Source organism: Staphylococcus sp. T93, from assembly GCF_016743875.1.
Lineage (GTDB): Bacteria > Bacillota > Bacilli > Staphylococcales > Staphylococcaceae > Staphylococcus > Staphylococcus aureus.
Window position 1 is genome coordinate 1,394,307 of the sequence record NZ_CP068247.1, and the last position, 14,691, is coordinate 1,408,997.

Annotated in this window: 17 protein-coding genes; 3 read left to right on the forward strand and 14 right to left on the reverse strand. The window is 32.0% G+C overall.

Annotated elements, in window-relative coordinates:
- Positions 1 to 80 precede the first annotated feature (80 nt).
- From vraR to map, 5 genes are all read right to left on the reverse strand, one after another.
- Positions 81 to 710, reverse strand: a complete 630-nt coding sequence (gene vraR / locus JG553_RS06850; protein WP_000153530.1) for a response regulator transcription factor VraR — start codon at positions 708 to 710, stop codon at positions 81 to 83.
- The gene (gene vraS / locus JG553_RS06855) at positions 700 to 1,743 is read right to left on the reverse strand and encodes a sensor histidine kinase VraS (protein ID WP_001017131.1); all 1,044 of its coding nucleotides are present in this window, start codon (positions 1,741 to 1,743) and stop codon (positions 700 to 702) included. The genes vraR and vraS overlap by 11 nt, the downstream gene beginning before the upstream one ends.
- Positions 1,740 to 2,441, reverse strand: a complete 702-nt coding sequence (gene vraT, locus JG553_RS06860) for a cell wall-active antibiotics response protein VraT (RefSeq protein WP_000149064.1) — start codon at positions 2,439 to 2,441, stop codon at positions 1,740 to 1,742. Before vraT ends, vraS begins: the two co-directional genes overlap by 4 nt.
- A gap of 14 nt (positions 2,442 to 2,455) precedes the next feature.
- Positions 2,456 to 2,842: a hypothetical protein gene (locus tag JG553_RS06865; RefSeq protein ID WP_001110179.1), complete on the reverse strand. Its 387-nt coding sequence runs from the start codon at positions 2,840 to 2,842 to the stop codon at positions 2,456 to 2,458.
- A gap of 216 nt (positions 2,843 to 3,058) precedes the next feature.
- Entirely contained in the window at positions 3,059 to 3,817 is a 759-nt protein-coding gene (gene map / locus JG553_RS06870) for a type I methionyl aminopeptidase (protein ID WP_000636142.1), read from the reverse strand.
- A 527-nt stretch (positions 3,818 to 4,344) separates the two neighbouring features.
- Between map and JG553_RS06875 the strand changes: the two genes are divergently transcribed.
- Positions 4,345 to 5,331: an FUSC family protein gene (locus JG553_RS06875; protein ID WP_000999713.1), complete on the forward strand. Its 987-nt coding sequence runs from the start codon at positions 4,345 to 4,347 to the stop codon at positions 5,329 to 5,331.
- A gap of 430 nt (positions 5,332 to 5,761) precedes the next feature.
- Here JG553_RS06875 and JG553_RS06880 read toward each other — a convergent pair whose 3' ends face one another.
- The 4 genes from JG553_RS06880 to murT form a co-directional block, all read right to left on the reverse strand.
- Positions 5,762 to 6,175, reverse strand: coding sequence for a hypothetical protein (locus tag JG553_RS06880; protein ID WP_001549145.1), 414 nt, complete (start codon positions 6,173 to 6,175; stop codon positions 5,762 to 5,764).
- A gap of 28 nt (positions 6,176 to 6,203) precedes the next feature.
- Positions 6,204 to 6,314, reverse strand: coding sequence for a hypothetical protein (locus JG553_RS06885; RefSeq protein ID WP_001790257.1), 111 nt, complete (start codon positions 6,312 to 6,314; stop codon positions 6,204 to 6,206).
- A gap of 85 nt (positions 6,315 to 6,399) precedes the next feature.
- Positions 6,400 to 7,131, reverse strand: coding sequence for a lipid II isoglutaminyl synthase subunit GatD (gatD, locus tag JG553_RS06890; protein ID WP_000544969.1), 732 nt, complete (start codon positions 7,129 to 7,131; stop codon positions 6,400 to 6,402).
- Between the two features lies 1 nt (position 7,132).
- Positions 7,133 to 8,446 (reverse strand): lipid II isoglutaminyl synthase subunit MurT, encoded by a 1,314-nt coding sequence (gene murT / locus JG553_RS06895; protein ID WP_001250336.1) that lies wholly within the window; start codon positions 8,444 to 8,446, stop codon positions 7,133 to 7,135.
- A 291-nt stretch (positions 8,447 to 8,737) separates the two neighbouring features.
- Between murT and ftnA the strand changes: the two genes are divergently transcribed.
- Positions 8,738 to 9,238 (forward strand): H-type ferritin FtnA, encoded by a 501-nt coding sequence (ftnA, locus tag JG553_RS06900; RefSeq protein WP_000949467.1) that lies wholly within the window; start codon positions 8,738 to 8,740, stop codon positions 9,236 to 9,238.
- Positions 9,239 to 9,319: 81 nt separating this feature from the next.
- On the opposite strand, the gene JG553_RS06905 is transcribed toward ftnA, so the two are convergent.
- Positions 9,320 to 9,412, reverse strand: a complete 93-nt coding sequence (locus tag JG553_RS06905; RefSeq protein ID WP_001790679.1) for a hypothetical protein — start codon at positions 9,410 to 9,412, stop codon at positions 9,320 to 9,322.
- 214 nt (positions 9,413 to 9,626) lie between these two features.
- Between JG553_RS06905 and JG553_RS06910 the strand changes: the two genes are divergently transcribed.
- Entirely contained in the window at positions 9,627 to 10,181 is a 555-nt protein-coding gene (locus JG553_RS06910; protein WP_000613733.1) for a 3'-5' exonuclease, read from the forward strand.
- A gap of 67 nt (positions 10,182 to 10,248) precedes the next feature.
- Here JG553_RS06910 and dinB read toward each other — a convergent pair whose 3' ends face one another.
- The 4 genes from dinB to JG553_RS06930 form a co-directional block, all read right to left on the reverse strand.
- Positions 10,249 to 11,319 (reverse strand): DNA polymerase IV, encoded by a 1,071-nt coding sequence (dinB, locus tag JG553_RS06915; RefSeq protein ID WP_000140176.1) that lies wholly within the window; start codon positions 11,317 to 11,319, stop codon positions 10,249 to 10,251.
- A gap of 246 nt (positions 11,320 to 11,565) precedes the next feature.
- Positions 11,566 to 12,096, reverse strand: coding sequence for a DUF3267 domain-containing protein (locus JG553_RS06920; protein ID WP_000548781.1), 531 nt, complete (start codon positions 12,094 to 12,096; stop codon positions 11,566 to 11,568).
- Positions 12,097 to 12,265: 169 nt separating this feature from the next.
- Entirely contained in the window at positions 12,266 to 13,627 is a 1,362-nt protein-coding gene (rlmD, locus tag JG553_RS06925) for a 23S rRNA (uracil(1939)-C(5))-methyltransferase RlmD (protein WP_001147868.1), read from the reverse strand.
- Between the two features lie 80 nt (positions 13,628 to 13,707).
- On the reverse strand, positions 13,708 to 14,655 hold the full coding sequence (locus JG553_RS06930; protein WP_001231451.1) for a diacylglycerol kinase: 948 nt from the start codon (positions 14,653 to 14,655) through the stop codon (positions 13,708 to 13,710).
- Positions 14,656 to 14,691 lie beyond the last annotated feature (36 nt).

Consider the following 14,691-nt stretch of genomic DNA (forward strand, 5'->3'; position numbering starts at 1 on the left):
TGCGAAAACCTCTGTTTTTTGGTGTCTATTTGATGTTATATTGTGATTGGCGTAAGTAACTTTTCTTAATTCGATATGAACTATTGAATTAAATTATGTTGGAATGCATAGATAACAGCTTGTGTTCTATCTTGCACTTCTAACTTACTTAAAATGTTACTCACATGTGTCTTAACCGTTTTAATAGTAATATGCGATGCACTAGCAATTTCTTGATTTGAGTAACCTTTCGCAATCAATAATAATATTTCCATTTCTCGTTCTGTAAGCATTTCATATAACTCTGCGCGCTTTTTCATACGGTTACGCATTTTCACTAAAACTTCCGGTTCAAAAACAGATTCTCCTCTAGAAGTTTTACGAACTGCATCGGCGATATCTTTTGCACTTGTTGTTTTTAAAATGTAACTATCGACACCTGCATCTAATGCACGATATACCTCTTTATCTTCAATAAAACTAGTTAACATTAATACTTTAATTTGCGGTAAATCTTTTTTAATCTGAGTCGTCGCTTCTACACCATCCATGTCATCCATAAGTAAATCCATTAAAATTAAATCTGGCTTCAACTCATGGGCTTTGGCAATTGCTTCTTTACCAGAAGCGCCTTCACCAACTACTTCAATATCACTTTGCGTTGATAGATAACTTGAAATTCCTATACGTACCATTTCATGATCATCCACAAACAATACTTTAATCGTCATACGAATCCTCCTTATTTAAAGGTGCTTTCACCTCGATACGTGTACCTGAATCTGGCAATGATACAATATGGAACGTTGCACCAATTTCCAAAGCTCTTTCACGCATATTTTTAAGTCCATAACTTTGTTCTAATTTTTCATCAACATTAAAACCTTTACCATTATCTTGAATTCTCAACAATAAATAATCGTCTTTATTAAACAATTCTACTGTCACTTTTGTACCGTTTGAATGACGCAATGTATTCGAAATTGCTTCCTGTGTAATTCTGAACAAATGATCTTCAATACCTTTAGGCACTTTAAAATCTTGTATTTCATGCACAACTTTCATTGGCACTTTTTTTTGTAAATCAATAACTAAATCTTTAATACCCTCACCTAAAGATTTGTCTTTTAAACCAAGCGGTCTTAAATGTAACAGCAAAGCACGCATTTCTAACTGCGAATCTTGAACCATTTTCTCTAAAATAGGAATTTGTTGGTCTAATGGTGGTTCTAACTTCGTTTCTTTGATAGCAGATAGCATCATACTTGCCGCAAAAAGTTGCTGACTAACAGAATCGTGAAGTTCTCGTGCTAGTCTTTGACGTTCATCTTCAATAATCTTTTTAACTTTCACATCATTAATATTATAATTTTCATTGGTTAAGTTTTGAGTTTTAAGTCGCAACTTATGCAATTCTTGATTTAAAGGTACGAGTGTATGGTATAAATCTAACGTTTCACTATATATTTCTATATTTTGATCATTAATGCCAACTGTTTCGCCTTCCATTGAACGCTCAATTTGCGTCTTAATCCAATCATTTTGCTGATTGATTTTGTAAGCGAGTACCGAACCAACAATAATACACAATAATATGATGATGAGATTTAAAAATAAAAAAACTGGTATTCCGAATATTTGTGTATAAAACATACCTTGAAAATAGATGATATTTACAAAAACTTTATCGATGAACAGAAATGCAGCTAGCATGCTATATACTAAGATGAGCATTGAACCAATTGTTCTAATGTAGTGGTTCATCGATAAATCACCTCTACGTCTCCGATAAACGTTGATACGTAGATATTAACTGTATAGTTATCCGGTTTCATCATTTCTTCAATATGAATATTGTTATTTTCAACTTTATATGATTTTTCATTCACGTAAGTACTTCCATAAAAAGCAGCTACATGTAAATTAATATTGTAATTAACCGGCAATATAACCTGCACTTTACCTAAAATGTGTCTAACAACAATGGTATTATTTTCCTTAATATTTGCAGCTTTTGTTAAGTCAATATGTAGGTCGCCAATTCCATGTTGAATTTGTACATCTTCCCACTTATATACATAAACTGGTGTACGTTGCTCACCAAACCACTTTTGTTTAATAAAAGATGGTGAAGTCATAACCTCATCCGTCGCAACTACTTTTTTTGGTTTAAACTTGTGTATTAAATAACGCACAATAAGTAATAATAAAAAGACGAACAAGATGATGATTGTATACTTATTAGACAATAATGTGAATGCAATTAATAGCGCGCCTATCCAAAACGCCAAAAGGCCACGTATTTTATGAAAATAAAGATATCCTACATAAACTAATACACATCCCAATAATAGAACGAGTAAAAAGCCAATTTTTTCAAAAAATATGTAGTAAAAATTGGCAATAATCATTAATGCAGTAAAAATGATCAACATTTGCGTTGATATATATTTGTGTGTCATGTTTCGCCGCCTTTCTATGCCACAGCGTTCATATAATTTATTAGATACGATGTTTTTTCTGTTGCTATTTTTTCAGTTGAAGTTTGTTGAATTTGAGTTTCAATTTGTGCATAATATGCTTCAACTTTATTCAACTCTGATTTAATATTTTCAATTTCTTGATTATTGATTTCTCTTGCACATTGAATTTGAAATGCTTCAGCAATATCAATATATTTATTTTCTAATGTTAGCATTAGACTGTCAATTAACTTGCTAAGTTGTTCTTTTTTAGTAATTAAATAACGCATATAATCATCTAAATTTTTCATTTTTTCATCTAGCATTAAAAGGTAGTGCTTGATATTATTTCTTACTGTTGCTCTCAAAAACTGTTCAATATAACGTTCAACATAGTTCATAACTATCACCTTTTATAATAAGTTTTAAAATACCAAATGCGCTATGTATCTTCGTTGATGTCGATGATATGTTTGCTTAAAAACTACTTTGTTACAACATATTTTTGAAATGACGCATTGATTGTGTTCTTAATTATTATAAAACAGTTCCGAAACCAATATGAATAGGCTCCGGAACTAAATGATGTTCATACTTTAGTCTTAGTATATGTTGAACTATTCTTCTTCAATCTTTGTCGTTAAAATCGGACCATCCTTAGTCACGATAACCGTATGCTCAATTTGAGCAACAAAACTTTTATCGCTCGTTTCAAAAGCCCATTCATTTTTACCTTCTGTAACAAATGATGCATTTGATGAGATAAACGGTTCAATAGCTAATACCATACCTTCAGTTAATAATGTTTTGTCTTTTGGATCAAAGTAATTAAGTACATGTGCTGGTGCTTCATGTAATGATAAACCAACACCATGACCTGTTAAGTTTTTAATGACTTTCAAATCATTTTGTCTAGCTGTATTATGCACCGCTTTACCAATGTTACTTAACTTAGTACCCGGTTTTACTTTTGCAATTGCATTCTCAAATGCCATCGTTGCTACGTCACATACTTTTTGTTTCATTGGATCATCTGATTCTCCAACGACAAATGAAATGCCTGTATCTGCATAATAGCCATTCTTCAAAGCCGATACATCAATATTTACTAAATCTCCTTCACGAATGACACGCTTACTTGGAATCCCATGTGCCACCTCTTCATTGACACTAATACACGTTTGACCAGGAAAATTTTCATCATGAATTGGCGCAGAAATAGCACCGTATTCTTCAAATAACTCTTTCGCAATATTATCAAGCTCTTTCGTAGTGATACCTGGTTTGGTTGCAGCTTGCATTGTATTGCGCACTTTAGCGCATATGTATCCAATTTCTTTTAACGCTTGTAATTCTTCTTCTGTTTTTACAATCATTTTATCCCGTTCCTTTTTTATATAATTATAACTTATTATAGCAAAAATTCTTTGATATACTAAAGATGTTACTTTAGTATTTTGGAAAGTGAGTGAGACATAGTGTGATAAAGAAAAAATATTTCTTTATCGTTGTACCCCAACTTGCATTGCCTGTAGAAATTGTAGATCCAATTTCTCTATGTTGGGGCCCCGCCAACCTGCACATTATCGTAAGCTGACTTTTCGTCAGCTTCTGTGTTGGGGCCCCGCCAACCTGCATTGCCTGTAGAATTTCTTTTTTGAAATTCTCTATGTTGGGGCCCCGGACTATAATTGAAAAATGCTTGTTACAAGTGCATTTTATTTCAGTCAACTACTAACAATATAACATTGTGGAGCCCAGAACTTTGATTAATGTATATGAAAATCAAAGTAATGCTTATGTATGATTATTTCAAATATTTTACATACATGAACTTTTCCAATGTACGATACTATTATTATAAAGCGCTCGCTAAGATTTTACGATGATTAGAGGTTAAAAAATGAACGATCAATGGTATAAACATTTAATTGGTGCCAGAACAATTAAAACTGGTATTGCCATTTTTTTAACAGCTGTCTTTTGTATGGCACTAGATTTAACACCCATCTATGCCATTTTAACAGCTGTAGTCACAATTGAACCAACTGCCAAGGCATCACTTATTAAAGGTTATCGTAGATTACCTGCTACGGTAATTGGTGCAGGCTTTGCAGTATTATTTACATATTTATTCGGCGATCAATCACCTTTTACATATGCATTGAGTGCAACGTTCACGATTTTATTCTGTACAAAACTCAAATTGCAAGTTGGTACGAATGTCGCTGTACTAACATCATTAGCTATGATTCCAGGTATTCATGATGCCTACATATTCAACTTTTTGTCTCGAACATTGACAGCAATTATTGGACTCGTGACATCAGGTTTAATTAACTTCATGGTGTTTCCACCTAAGTATTATGGTCAGGTCGAAGAAAAATTAAGTAAGACAGATGCCTTGATGTATAAATTATTTTACAATCGCTGCCAAGAACTTATCTTATCAAGACTGCAATCTGATAAAAGCGAAAAAGCATATAAAAATATTTTCAATTTAAATAATCAAGTTGAAACGTTAATAAGTTATCAACGTGATGAATTAAGCTATCATAAGAAAAAAGAATGTGATTGGAAATTACTCAATCAATTAACTAAACGTGCATATACGAATCGTTTGTTTATCACTCATTTATCAAATATCATTTACTTGCCTAAAAATACTCGTGTTAACTTTTCAGGTGACGAAAAAATGGCATTGCTAAAAATTAGTAGTAGCATCAAAGATATATTTTATGATGGTTCTTTTAAGAGAGAAGATGATTCTGTAGAAACTTTACGTTCGACTATAAAAGCACTTGAAATTAGTGGTGAAAATCAAATTAAAAGTCATATACTATACGAAGTTCTAATGATTTATCGACTGCTAGACAGCAGATATGCTTAATTTAAGTACCTTATGCTAATTGGCACCATGGGAGTGGGACAGAAATGATATTTTCATAAAATTTATTTCGTCGTCCCACCCCAACTCGCTTTGCCTGTAGAATTTCTTTTCGAAATTCTCTGTGTTGGGGCCCACACCCCAACTTGCATTGTCTGTAGAAATTGGGAATCCAATTTCTCTTTGTTGGGGCCCCTGACTAGAATTGAAAAAAGCTTGTTACAAGCGCATTTTCGTTCAGTCAACTACTGCCAATATAACTTCGTAGAGCATAGAACATTGATTTATGTCCCCGCCTCTTTTTATCGTATATAGCATGTCCCTTTTTAAAATTACAAGCATAAATATTCAGACTCAAATATAGCCACACGCCTAAACTACGGAGGGATGTGGCTGTCTTTTTTGATTGTAATTACATATCAGATTTAAATCATTAATGTAAAGAGGCTAATTCATTAATAAATTTAGTAAAATCTGATTTAGCAACATTTATCCTTAATGAAATACCAGATTCTGTTGCCATGTTTGAATGCCTTAAACCAGAATCAAAATCAATATAAATACAAAGCAGTTCTTGATTAAAATCAATAATTGTAAAATGTAAATCAGGTTCTATAAAATATATTTCAGTAACAGGATTGTCGCAATCCATATGTTTCAAATTGTCCATGTCACTATCAAAGAGTGCAAATTCAAATTTAACTTCTTGATCTTCGAAAGTTGCACTAGTGTCGAAATAATAAATTTTATTATCTTCTTCGATAACTACATCTTTTAAAATAAATGTTATCGATGTTTTGCTATGTAAATAAGATGCATCTTTTAATATCACTTTAGTAGGCTTCATCGTCAAATTCCTTTCATCATTCATTTTTTCATGTTGCATAATCACCATTACTATTGATAATTCTAGGATAGATACTCATTGTATAATAATTATTCACTAGAACAAAAAAACACACATCAATTTGGTTGTTTCCATCCAAAATAATGTGTGTGTTTATACATATATGATTAATTACTAAACTTCATCGTTTATCAATATTAAATCCATTGATGCGATGTTCAGAGTTAACGAGATTTCTTCTGTCTATTTGCTCTGTCTATTAATACTTGTTTCGCTTGTATTTCCGCTTCATTATCTATTTCTTTAGGCTCAAACGGAATACCCTTACGTTCACAAGCTTTTTCTAACAGATAATCAGTGATTTCGTAATTTTTAGGTAAAATTGGTCCATGTAAATAAGTACCTAATAAATTTTTATAATGAATGCCTTCTTTTTTATCTTCATCATTATTACCATAACCAAAAGTAACATGACCAAGTGTACCGAAATCATGATATGTTCTACCACCGTGATTTTCAAAACCTACAATAGTTCCAAAAGTATCACTTTCGATAACAATATCTCCTGTTAATCGGTTTGTCTTTGATTCAGTATAAAAATCTAAAATACCTAACCCTTCTAATTCTGTACCATCAGGCGTGATATATTTTTTCCCTAAAAATTGATAGCCTCCACAAATCGTTAATCCCGGCATACCATCTTCAATCGCTTCTTTAAGTGGTGTCTTAATTTTACTTAATTCTTTTGTTGCTAATGCTTGTTCTCTATCACTTCCACCACCGATAAAGAAAATATCACATTCATCAAAGGTAATACCTTCTGTTTCATTGATTTCTACGACATTAACTTTAATATTTCGTTTTTTAGCACGTTGTCTTAAAGCAATAATATTTCCTATATCACTGTATAAATTCAATTTATCTGACATAAAATGATAAATAGTCAATTCATGCATATTATGATTGACCTCCTTCAAACGAACGGTTTAATTGTTCAAGCATAGGCGCTAATGATGTATAGTTTGGTATTGCAACTGTGAAACCTTTATAATCCATAGTCTTTGCCGTTGCTTTATAAATATCACGCTCAACTATAATTGGTACTTCAACCTCTGCTAACTTCAATCGCAATTGAAGTTCTTCTGCTCGTGTACCTGTCACGATGATAGCTTCAATTTGTTGCTTAGATAATTTTTCAAAATCTGCATCATAAATCCATGAAGTATCTCGACCATCTGCAGCGTTATCATTTAGCGAAATAACATACACTTTTTCGCCTTCTAATTGTTCACCAACTGATAAACTTGCATTCATTCCTGCAGGATTTTTAGCTAAATTGATCATCGCTTCTTTTCGTTCTTTTTTAAAGTACTGCATACGACCATTGTCTGATGTATACGTTTCAAAGCCATTTTTAATTGTTTGTTCATTTAACCCTAGCTCTCTTAAAACAGTATATGCTGCTAACGCGTTATAAGCGTTAAAGTCACCTGCAATTTTCATATCATATTTTTCATCATTGATATTTAAATATAAAAACGGTGCCACATCAAAACTTGATATTTCATATTTTGCTTGCTCTCGTTTGAAACCACACTGACAGTGATAATGACCAATTTGATTATAATGAATATAATCGTATTGCAATAAGCGACCACAGTTTGGACAATATCTACTTTCATTCATCGTACTTTGTTCAAATTCATGGGCATGTGCTTTCATACCATAGTACACAATCGTATCACTTGCGATTTTCAAACGACTCACAAATGGATCATCAGCATTTAGCAATAATTTGATGCCTTTATTACTAATTGTCTCTGCAATGTTATTAACCATAATATCAATTTCACCGAAGCGATCCATTTGATCTCTAAAGAAATTAGTAAATACCATCATTGAAGGTGTAACTTCTTTTAACACACGTGGAATCGAACCTTCATCAATTTCGATTACCGCAATTTTAGTCTTAGGTGTTGATTGCATGATGAATGCAGAAGTTATACCTGCAGCCATATTAGCACCTTCATTATTGTGTATAATTTGAATATTATTTGCTTTTAAAGTATGTCCAATTAAGTTTGAAGTCGTTGTTTTACCATTTGTTCCACTGATAAATACAATATCATCAACTTGCTCTGCTAATTTTCTTAATATATCTGTATCCACTTTTCTAGCGATTTGTCCAGGTAAATCTGTTCCTCTTTTACCTACTGCTCTACTTGCTTTACGCGCCAATTTCGCTAGATGGATTGCCGTCCACTGTCTCATGTGTTTCCTCCTCAAATTTCCACTCGCATCATTATAACATGACAAGGCAACTTCAAAAAAGTTTCTCAATCACAAATTGATACAGTGTTTCTAAATTATAATCATTCTCATTTAGATAATTAAAAATGATATTTATTCTCAATTAAATATCGCTAAATGATACATTTTCTCAATTAGAGTGCTAAAATAAGGCATTAAATTATAATTATTATTATTTACAATTGAGAATGAGTTTGTTATACTAAGTTTAATTCATAGTAATTTTAATTTACAAATAAGAGGTGTATCAAAATGTTAAGTAAAAATTTATTAGAAGCATTAAATGATCAAATGAACCATGAGTACTTTGCAGCACACGCATATATGGCAATGGCAGCATACTGTGATAAAGAATCGTACGAAGGATTTGCAAACTTCTTCATTCAACAAGCTAAAGAAGAACGTTTCCATGGACAAAAGATTTATAACTATATTAACGACAGAGGTGCACATGCAGAATTCAGAGCAGTTTCAGCACCAAAAATTGACTTTTCAAGCATACTAGAAACTTTCAAAGACAGCTTATCTCAAGAACAAGAAGTAACAAGACGTTTCTATAACTTATCTGAAATCGCTCGTCAAGATAAAGATTATGCAACTATCTCATTCTTAAACTGGTTCTTAGATGAACAAGTCGAAGAAGAATCAATGTTTGAAACTCACATCAATTATTTAACTCGTATCGGCGATGACAGCAATGCATTATATCTTTACGAAAAAGAACTTGGCGCTCGTACATTCGACGAAGAATAATTAAACATCACTACAATAGACAGATAAATATCATACGACATGATAGGCATTTGGGTCACTTACAATAACCCAATGTCTATATTATTTTGCTTTACGGAGATCACTAGATTCATTTTCTGAATCATTGATCTGCGTTTTTTCATTTTCAAGGCTAATTATTGTATTTTTAGTCATTTATTTTTTAAACTACTAATGTTAATAACTCTAAATTTGATGTTGAATTAATTTGACGATTTTAAAGCATATCATCATTTACTTTTTAATCAGAGTTACATCCAAATGATAGATTTCACGTTATACCTTCACGTATAATATTATGTATCGTTTGTAAGCAAATGACTAAAAGTCTATTAATATATACATTTAATTAATTGAAAGGATTGACTACATGATACAAGATGCGTTTGTTGCACTTGATTTTGAAACAGCAAATGGTAAACGTACAAGTATTTGTTCTGTCGGAATGGTTAAAGTCATTGATAGTCAAATAACAGAAACATTTCATACTCTTGTGAATCCGCAAGACTATTTTTCACAACAAAATATTAAAATTCATGGCATACAACCAGAAGATGTTGAAAATGCACCTACGTTTGACTACGTATTTCCATATATGATGCAATTTATTGCAGATTTACCTGTTGTCGCACATAACGCGGCATTTGATATGAACGTCTTACATCAAAGCATTCAAAATATTGGTTTACCAACTCCAAATTTAACTTACTTTTGTAGTTATCAACTTGCTAAAAGAACCGTTGATTCGTATCGATACGGTTTAAAACATATGATGGAGTTTTATCAATTAGATTTTCATGGTCATCATGATGCATTGAATGATGCCAAAGCATGCGCAATGATTACTTTTAGGCTACTGAAAAATTATGAAAATTTAACATATGTAACTAATATTTATGGTAAAAATCTAAAAGATAAAGGCTAGGACTAAATAAAATACTCCCTTCAAAAGTAAGCATTGTAAAAATGTAAACTTTGCAGGGAGCTTTATTTTATATAAAGTCATATATCGTCATATTTTTATAAGTTGATTGTTCTAAATTACCTACAGTGACACCAATAAGTCGAATTGGTACATCAGGGTCTTTTAAATCGTTATAAAGTAAATATGCAATATTATAAATATCTTCTTCAGAACTAACCGAATCTCTTAAACTCATCTGTTTAGATAGCGTTTCAAATTGATAAGTTTTAATTTTAACCGTTACAGTTTTAGCTGACTTCTGTAATTTATTTAGACGTTCAGCTGTTTTACCTGACAATTCCCATACTTTTCTTAAAATCTCTTCATCATCATTCACGTCTGTTGCAAATGTGCGTTCAGTCCCTACTGATTTTCTTACTCTTGATGATTTCACTTCACTATGGTCAATACCGCGTGCCTTGTTATATAAACCCCGACCTCTTTTTCCAAACAAACGTATTAATTCAAATTCCGTTTTCTCATATAAATCTCTACCGTTAAAAATACCATTATCATGCATTACTTTTTTGGAAGCTTTACCTACGCCTGGAAAATCTCCAATATCCAATGTCATCAAAATATCATGGACATTTTGATAATCAATCACAGTCATACCATCAGGTTTATTCATACCACTCGCTAATTTAGCTAAAAATTTGTTATAAGAAACACCTGCAGATGCTGTTAAATGTGTCTGCTCTAGAATATCTTTTCTAATATACTGAGCAATTTTCGAAGCAGGAAGGTCTGGTCTCACTAATTCTGTAATATCTAAATACGCTTCATCCAATGACATCGGTTCTACCTTATCTGTATAACTTCGGAAAATAGACATAATCTGCGCAGATGTTTCTCGGTAAGCACCAAAATTACTTGTGACAAAGTATCCATTTGGACATAATTTATGCGCTTGTGACATAGGCATTGCTGAATGGACGCCGTATTTTCGTGCTTCATAGGATGCCGTAGAGACAACACCCCTACTGCTTGCTTTACCACCAACAATGACTGGTTTCCCTTTCAATTTGGGGTTATCTCTCATTTCGACTTGTGCAAAAAAATAGTCCATATCTATATGAATAATTCGTCTCTCAGTCAAGTGCTCACCTCCCTACTAATTTTTACTTTTATAACGCACAAAAATATCTCAACATAATTATACGCTGTGTACGATTTTTTTACATAAATCTTGCACTTAGCGATAACTATATTGAGATAACTACAAGTTGTTATAAAATCAATTGCTATTTAAGCATGATGATGAAGACGATTGAGTAAGAAAACATAGGTAATCTGAAATAATTCAAGCAAATTCATTTTGTTGGTATCATCATATTAAAATTTATTATTGAGTCGGCTTTTGATGATACAAATAAATACTATCTTCATCTTGTTGAACATATTTAAAACTACTAGATATTGTTAATGCAACAAGCAGAATATCTATAAAGCAATAAGCGGTATGCATACTAAACATAAAAATAAGTGATGAATAACCAAATACCTTAATTAAAATAAGCAAGCCAGTACTTAATAGGATTAGTGGTGACAGCATAATAATTGAGAATTGCCATTTGTTGAAGCAAGCATCTGCTGTTTGGAATAAGATTCTGTCTTTTTTTATATTAAACATAGGTTTGCTATCTTTTTTAAATAAAAGAAATAATGCTCTATGGATAAGTTCATGTAAAATCAATAAAATAATGAATCCAGCAAACCCATATACAAGATTGATGATGATATTTTGATCGACAACCGCTGTGACACCTAACGCCCACTTATACGTAAATAAAATCACGAATAACGCAATAACAAGTTGCAAGATAATAAACCTTCGCATTTGAAAATTATTTGTCGTTAAATCAATTTTATGCATTACCAACCCTCCCGATCATGACATTCTTATTCTTCTTTAAATATAGTATACAATGTCACATTTAATTTAAAAAGTTCATATCAAGAAAGTAAATTGGCTGTAATAAAATTTTAATATACGACTTCTTTCTTCACTTATTAAGGCGAAATTTTATCTCAAATCATGTGCGCTATTTCAAATTGAATAATGCCACTGTCTCAACATGTGTTGTTTGTGGAAACATATCTACCGGTGTTACCTCTTCAAGTTGATATTTTTCAGCTAATAATAATGCATCACGTTGCTGTGTTGCGGGATTACATGAAATATAGACAATACGCTTAGGTTCTAATGTAAGCAAAGTCTGAATAAACGTTTCGTCACAGCCCTTTCTTGGCGGATCAACCATTACAACATCTGGTTTAATCCCTTGTGCTTTCCATTGTAAAATAACTTCTTCAGCTTTCCCACAGACAAAAGTTGTATTATTGCATTGGTTTATAGTCGCATTTTGTTGTGCGTCTTCAATTGCAGAAGGTACTACTTCAACACCGTATACATGTTTTGCAAGTGGTGCCATATATAGCCCTATTGTTCCAATACCACAATAGGTATCTAATACAACTTCATTACCTGTCAATTGCGCATACTCAATTGCTTTATTATATAATTTCTCTGTTTGTTCAGAATTAATTTGGTAGAATGACTGATCACTTATTTTAAATGTACTATCTGTTAATTGATCAATAATTGTATCTTTACCATATAGCGTTATAGATTGACGTCCCATAATAACATTAGAGTGGCTATCATTAATGTTTTGTTTAATGCTTGTCACATTAGGAAATGCATCTAATATCTTCTCAACAACAGCATTTTTTTGTGGCCACTTTTTACCATTAGTTACAAAAATAATCATCATTTCGTCTGTATGATATCCTGTTCTTACAACCAAATGTCTCATTAAACCTTTTTTCAATTGTTCTTGATAAATACTTACATTTAAATCTTTTAAAATAGATTTAACTTCATTCATCACTTCTTGATGTTGTGAATCTTGTATTAAACAACTTTCCATGTCAATAATGTCATGGCTTCTTTGACGATAAAAGCCCATAATAACTTCATTCTGTTCATTCTTACCAACTGGAATCTGGGACTTGTTTCGATATCTCCAAGGATCTGTCATGCCAACTGTATCGTTAATCTTAGAATTATCAAAATGCGCTTTTCGCTGAAACAAATTAATCACTTGTTCCTTTTTCATTTCAAGTTGTGCTTCGTATGATAAGTGTTGAAGTTGGCACCCACCACAACGTTCATAATATATACATGGCGGTGCAACACGATTCTCACTTCTCGTATTTATATTAAGCAACTTACCTATCGCAAAGTTCTTTTTTACTTTGATAATTTTATATTCAATTTGTTCATTAATTAAAGCTTGTGGTATGAAAATAGGAAAGCGATCTATTTTTACGACACCATGGCCTTCATGCGTTAAATCAACAACTGTTCCCGTTTTTATGTCATTTTTAGCTATTGCTTGCAAAATTTTACCTCCAAAATGAACAGGTTAGGAACAAAATTATGCGCTTCCTAACCTGCCATTATATATTTCACTATTTCTGTTTATTCTTCGATTAAATTGTCATCAACATGATCATTATTTATTAACTCTTCATTTACAATATCATTAGGTGCAAAGACATCTATATGACGTTCTAGATTTAAGAAATTCGCTGGTAATTTACCACCATATTCTCCATCTACATTTAGTTGTAAGTCTGTGAATGATGAAATATTAATTGCCTTTGCTTTTTCATAAATAACTTTAGGATGCTTAGTATGTTCTCCTCTTGAAGCTAAAGTCATAATATGACCAAGTTCTGCAAGGTTTGATTTTTCAACTATAATTAACGTAAAATAGCCGTCATCTAACTTAGCGTCCGGCACTAATTTTTCAAATCCTGCCATTGAATTTGTTAAACCTAAAAAGAATAATAATGCTTCTCCTTGGAAAACATTACCATCATATTCAATTCTTAAATCTACAGCTTTCATTTGAGGTAACATTTCGAAACCTTTGATGTAATAAGCAAATGGACCAACAATAGATTTCAATTTACTCGGTGTTTCATAAGAGACTTGCGTCAATTGTCCGCCTGCAGCTAAATTAATAAAGTATCGATTATTCATTTTACCAATATCTACTTTAGTAGAATGACCTTCAATGATGACATCAAGTGCCCCCATGATGTCATTAGGTATATGCAATGCACGTCCAAAGTCATTAACAGTACCCATAGGAATGACACCTAGCTTAGGACGATTAGGCTTTTCTGCGATACCATTAACTACTTCATTTAATGTTCCATCACCACCTGCAGCGATTAATACATCATAATTTTCATGCATAGCTCTTTCTGCTTCAAGTGTGGCATCACCTATTTTCTCGGTTGCATATGCACTCGTTTCATATCCCGCTTTTTCTAATTTTATTAAGGCATCAGGTAATTCTCTTTTAAATAGCTCTTTACCTGATGTCGGGTTATAAATGATTCTAGCACGTTTCCTCATATCTTATCCCTCTACTTAAAATTCATATATTTTAAC

Excerpts from the sequence above, each read along its gene's own strand:
- vraR (WP_000153530.1), bottom strand. The coding sequence starts at position 710 with ATGACGATTAAAGTATTGTTTGTGGATGATCATGAAATGGTACGTATA.
- vraS (WP_001017131.1), bottom strand. The coding sequence starts at position 1,743 with ATGAACCACTACATTAGAACAATTGGTTCAATGCTCATCTTAGTATAT.
- vraT (WP_000149064.1), bottom strand. The coding sequence starts at position 2,441 with ATGACACACAAATATATATCAACGCAAATGTTGATCATTTTTACTGCA.
- JG553_RS06865 (WP_001110179.1), bottom strand. The coding sequence starts at position 2,842 with ATGAACTATGTTGAACGTTATATTGAACAGTTTTTGAGAGCAACAGTA.
- map (WP_000636142.1), bottom strand. The coding sequence starts at position 3,817 with ATGATTGTAAAAACAGAAGAAGAATTACAAGCGTTAAAAGAAATTGGA.
- JG553_RS06875 (WP_000999713.1), top strand. The coding sequence starts at position 4,345 with ATGAACGATCAATGGTATAAACATTTAATTGGTGCCAGAACAATTAAA.
- JG553_RS06880 (WP_001549145.1), bottom strand. The coding sequence starts at position 6,175 with ATGAAGCCTACTAAAGTGATATTAAAAGATGCATCTTATTTACATAGC.
- gatD (WP_000544969.1), bottom strand. The coding sequence starts at position 7,131 with ATGCATGAATTGACTATTTATCATTTTATGTCAGATAAATTGAATTTA.
- murT (WP_001250336.1), bottom strand. The coding sequence starts at position 8,446 with ATGAGACAGTGGACGGCAATCCATCTAGCGAAATTGGCGCGTAAAGCA.
- ftnA (WP_000949467.1), top strand. The coding sequence starts at position 8,738 with ATGTTAAGTAAAAATTTATTAGAAGCATTAAATGATCAAATGAACCAT.
- JG553_RS06905 (WP_001790679.1), bottom strand. The coding sequence starts at position 9,412 with ATGACTAAAAATACAATAATTAGCCTTGAAAATGAAAAAACGCAGATC.
- JG553_RS06910 (WP_000613733.1), top strand. The coding sequence starts at position 9,627 with ATGATACAAGATGCGTTTGTTGCACTTGATTTTGAAACAGCAAATGGT.
- JG553_RS06920 (WP_000548781.1), bottom strand. The coding sequence starts at position 12,096 with ATGCATAAAATTGATTTAACGACAAATAATTTTCAAATGCGAAGGTTT.
- JG553_RS06930 (WP_001231451.1), bottom strand. The coding sequence starts at position 14,655 with ATGAGGAAACGTGCTAGAATCATTTATAACCCGACATCAGGTAAAGAG.